The 3,696-nt window shown below is 32.9% G+C and carries 4 protein-coding genes; all 4 read left to right on the forward strand.

The features are described 5' to 3' along the window. On the forward strand, positions 1–1,812 hold a 1,812-nt coding region (locus IDG60_RS08720), incomplete at its 5' end, for an FUSC family protein (protein ID WP_241013351.1). Between the two features lie 138 nt (positions 1,813–1,950). Next, the gene (locus tag IDG60_RS08725; RefSeq protein ID WP_001117049.1) at positions 1,951–2,367 is read left to right on the forward strand and encodes a DUF2188 domain-containing protein; all 417 of its coding nucleotides are present in this window, start codon (positions 1,951–1,953) and stop codon (positions 2,365–2,367) included. Positions 2,368–2,597: 230 nt separating this feature from the next. Then, positions 2,598–3,290, forward strand: coding sequence for a GTP pyrophosphokinase (locus IDG60_RS08730; RefSeq protein WP_000289136.1), 693 nt, complete (start codon positions 2,598–2,600; stop codon positions 3,288–3,290). 164 nt (positions 3,291–3,454) lie between these two features. Continuing rightward, a partial coding sequence (locus IDG60_RS08735) for a MerR family transcriptional regulator (RefSeq protein ID WP_206160626.1) occupies positions 3,455–3,696 on the forward strand: 242 nt, incomplete at its 3' end.

Raw genomic sequence — 3,696 nt, forward strand, 5'->3', positions numbered from 1 at the left:
GCAATAATCGGTTACTTATGTGGTAATTTCCAATTTGGATTATTAGTTGCAACCGGAACACTAGCCCATATTTATGTTTTTAAAGGTCCGTCGCGATCTAAGCTGCGAACTGTAATAATTTGTAATTTAGCGTTTGCAATATGTATGATGCTTGGTACGCTAACAGCCAAAACGCCACTCGTTTTTGGAATGACATTATTAATTGTTACGGTTATACCATTTTATATATTTACTGCCTTAAAAATAGCTGGACCGTCATCGACATTCTTCATTGTGACATTCAGTCTACCCATTAACTTACCTATAGCTCCCGAAGAAGCATTATATAGAGGCTTTGCGATTTTAGTAGGCGGTATACTTGCCACTATGATGGTGTTAATCACGATCGTATTTTCTAAAAACAAAGCTGAAGAACAAGCAATTCAAAATGATTTTAAACTCATATCTAAGTTGTTACACACTTATAATGATAAAGCTGCTTTTTTACAAGTAGCAAAAACAGCGGTGGATAGTTTTAAAGCATCTGATAAATTATTAATCACTTCTACTTCAAGTAACGATAAATTAAGTAGACGTTTCCAAAAATTATTATTATTACACACATCTGCCCAAGGGATTTATTCTGAACTGTTAGAGTTGAACGCTAAACAAATTCGACCATTGCCAGATGAGTTAATTGAAATGATGGATCATATCATTGCACAACTAGATAATAGTGATGAAAATGTAAGATATTGGCGAAAAGAAGTGACAGTAACAGAGGAATTTCAAAATTTATTCAACCATATATTGAAAATTGATGAAATGGTGCATGCAAATGAAGCGCGTATTGCGTATGAAGCAGACATGCGAAAACCTTTATATAGTAAACGCATTTATCAAAATTTAACATTAGACTCTATTGTTTTTAGAAATACATTGAGATATACAGCGATTATGATGATAGCGATATTTATTGCGTTAATGTTTGATTTTGAAAAAGCATACTGGATACCGTTATCTGCACATACAATATTACTAGGAACATCAACTATACATGCAATCGAGAGAGGTATGGCACGAGGTTTAGGTACTATTTTAGGTGTGTTAGTACTTTCAGTCATATTGTTGTTTTCAATACCAACACCTGTTGCAGTAATTTTAATGGGCATTGCAGCATTGTTTACTGAAGCATTGGTGGGAGCAAATTATGCGATTGCAGTAGTTTTTATTACAATACAAGTTATTTTAATGAATGGATTAGCATCACAGAATTTAACAATTAACATTGCGTTTCCAAGAGTTATTGACGTTGCAATGGGTATTGTGATTGCAATCATAGGTTTATTTGTCCTTGGACAACGTACCGCATCCGCATTGCTTCCTAATGTAATGGCTGAAGTTGTTCGTAAAGAAGCAACGCTCTTCCATTATTTGTTTTCTGAAAACCAATATAAAGATGATGTGTATCAGAAAAACACGGCTATGAACCTATCTGTGAAATTAAATAACATGACGCAAGTTTATAATGCAGCTAATGGTGAATTATTTAGTGATAAGACATTGATTCAAAATTATTATCCTAGCTTATTCGCATTAGAAGAAATTAGCTTTATGTTAAATAGAGCCATGGCTAATGAAGATAGACTTACAATAAATGAACAATTAATGGGCGAGTATTTAGCAACATTTGAAAACATCGCTAAGCATTTAGAATTAAATACAGAATTAGAAATAAAGATATTACCAGATTTACCACAGTATAATTATATTCAATCAGCAATGATGAATATTCAACACAATGGTTTTCGTGAGAGAGACAAGAACGTTTAAAATAAAATATTTATCAGGTCAGACTAACGTTTGTCTGAAGTTATTATGACGGGAGTCTAAAAAATTGTGTTTAATATGTTTCATTTTATAATTATGGTGGTATATAACATGAATTATAACATATTGGAGGTTAAGGAAATGCCCTTTACAATGAAAGGTTACCCCGAAAAATGGAAAGAATTTGAAGTAATTAAACGGCAAAAAGCGATAGAAATTGCGAATGCAATGTTAAAAGAAGGATATCTTGAAAAAGATGTTGTTCCTATTGCGGCGAAAAAAGCGAAAGATTGGTATCGAGCGTTATCGAAAGAAGAAATCAAAGCATTAGAAGAAGAGAACTTCGTACAATTCCATACAGCAACAATGGAAAAAGCAGAGGTGGATAGTGAATATGCAACAACTGATAATGAAGAACATATTCAAGAACAATCAAATCAAGATAAATCGTACTTTGATAGCGAATCAATTGGCAACCAAAGTGGTGGCGTTCGACAAAGAGAACCGCTTATGGATGGTGCACATCCAAAAGTTGTGGAATCATTTAAAGACGTATAACATCTCTATCAATTAAGCACTTGTACCTATATAACGGTAACAGGTGTTTTTTTGCGTTAAATCATTTTAAAATTACTTCCTGTAATTGAAGGTTTTGATACATAATTCGGATTGTTTGAGTTTCTTTGTGCTGTTTCAGTATCAGCCCAAAGTTCGATAGTGTATTAGTATTATCTTAATAAAATGTTAGGTACAATAAAGATGATTATATATCGGAGGTTAGTATAAAAATGTATGTAGATCGAAAACCATCACTATATTTAGAGGATTTGCGACATGATTTTAAAAATAGTTTAAGTAAATTTGAAAATGGTGATGAAGCATTTGATACGTTATTAGGTTTCGTAGAGTTAGATCATATTTATTCGTCAGCACTAAAGGAAATAAGCACTAAACTGAGTATTTTAGATGACAATTTCAATCACATTTATAAACACAATCCTATACATCATATGGAGCGACGTGTGAAAGAAATGCGTAGTTTAATAGAAAAGCTTAATCGTAAAGGATTACAGATTAGTGCAGAAACTGCCAAAGAACACATACTGGATATTGCGGGAATTCGCGTAGTATGTAATTACTTAGATGATATTTATTTGATTGAAGAGATGTTGCTTAAACAAGAAGACGTACAATTGATAAAACGTAAAGATTATATTCAGCACCCTAAAGAAAATGGTTACCGCAGTTTACATATCGTTGTATCCATTCCAGTCTTTTTAGCAGAACGCGTTGAGGTATTGCCTGTTGAAATTCAAATTAGAACGATAGGTATGGATATGTGGGCAAGTTTAGAACATAAAATACGTTATAAAAACAATGCAGAGACGGAAAAGTATCGAGATTTACTGAAAGAATGTGCGACAGAGATTACTGAAGTTGAAGATAAATTACAACAAATTCATTCTGAAATAACAGAGTAGACGTTTAGTAGGAGTGTTGCTTAATTTGAGTGATTTTGTAAATCAACATGGTACGAAATCATAAAAATAAGACGCCAAGTATAATAAATTTCTTAAAAATATGGAAATTGTACTTGCTCGTGACGTCGGGTCATCAACTATGGTGATTGTAGGAGGTGGAATCTATGTCTAACTATTCGACTGGAGAACTCGCAAAATTATGCAATGTGACAACACGAACGATTCAATATTATGATCGCAAAGGTATTTTGAAACCACAAGGATTTACAGAAGGAAAGCGTCGTGTGTATACAGAACAACAGCGACAAACATTAGAGTTAATCTTATTGCTTAAAGATTTAGGTTGTGCGTTAAGCGATATAGATATGTTGCTAAAAGGTGAAGGTACTTTGAAGACACTCAATAC

The organism is Staphylococcus sp. EG-SA-2 (assembly GCF_017152085.1).

Coding starts and splice junctions, on each gene's coding strand:
- IDG60_RS08725 (WP_001117049.1), top strand. CDS start 1,951: ATGCCCTTTACAATGAAAGGTTACCCCGAAAAATGGAAAGAATTTGAA.
- IDG60_RS08730 (WP_000289136.1), top strand. CDS start 2,598: ATGTATGTAGATCGAAAACCATCACTATATTTAGAGGATTTGCGACAT.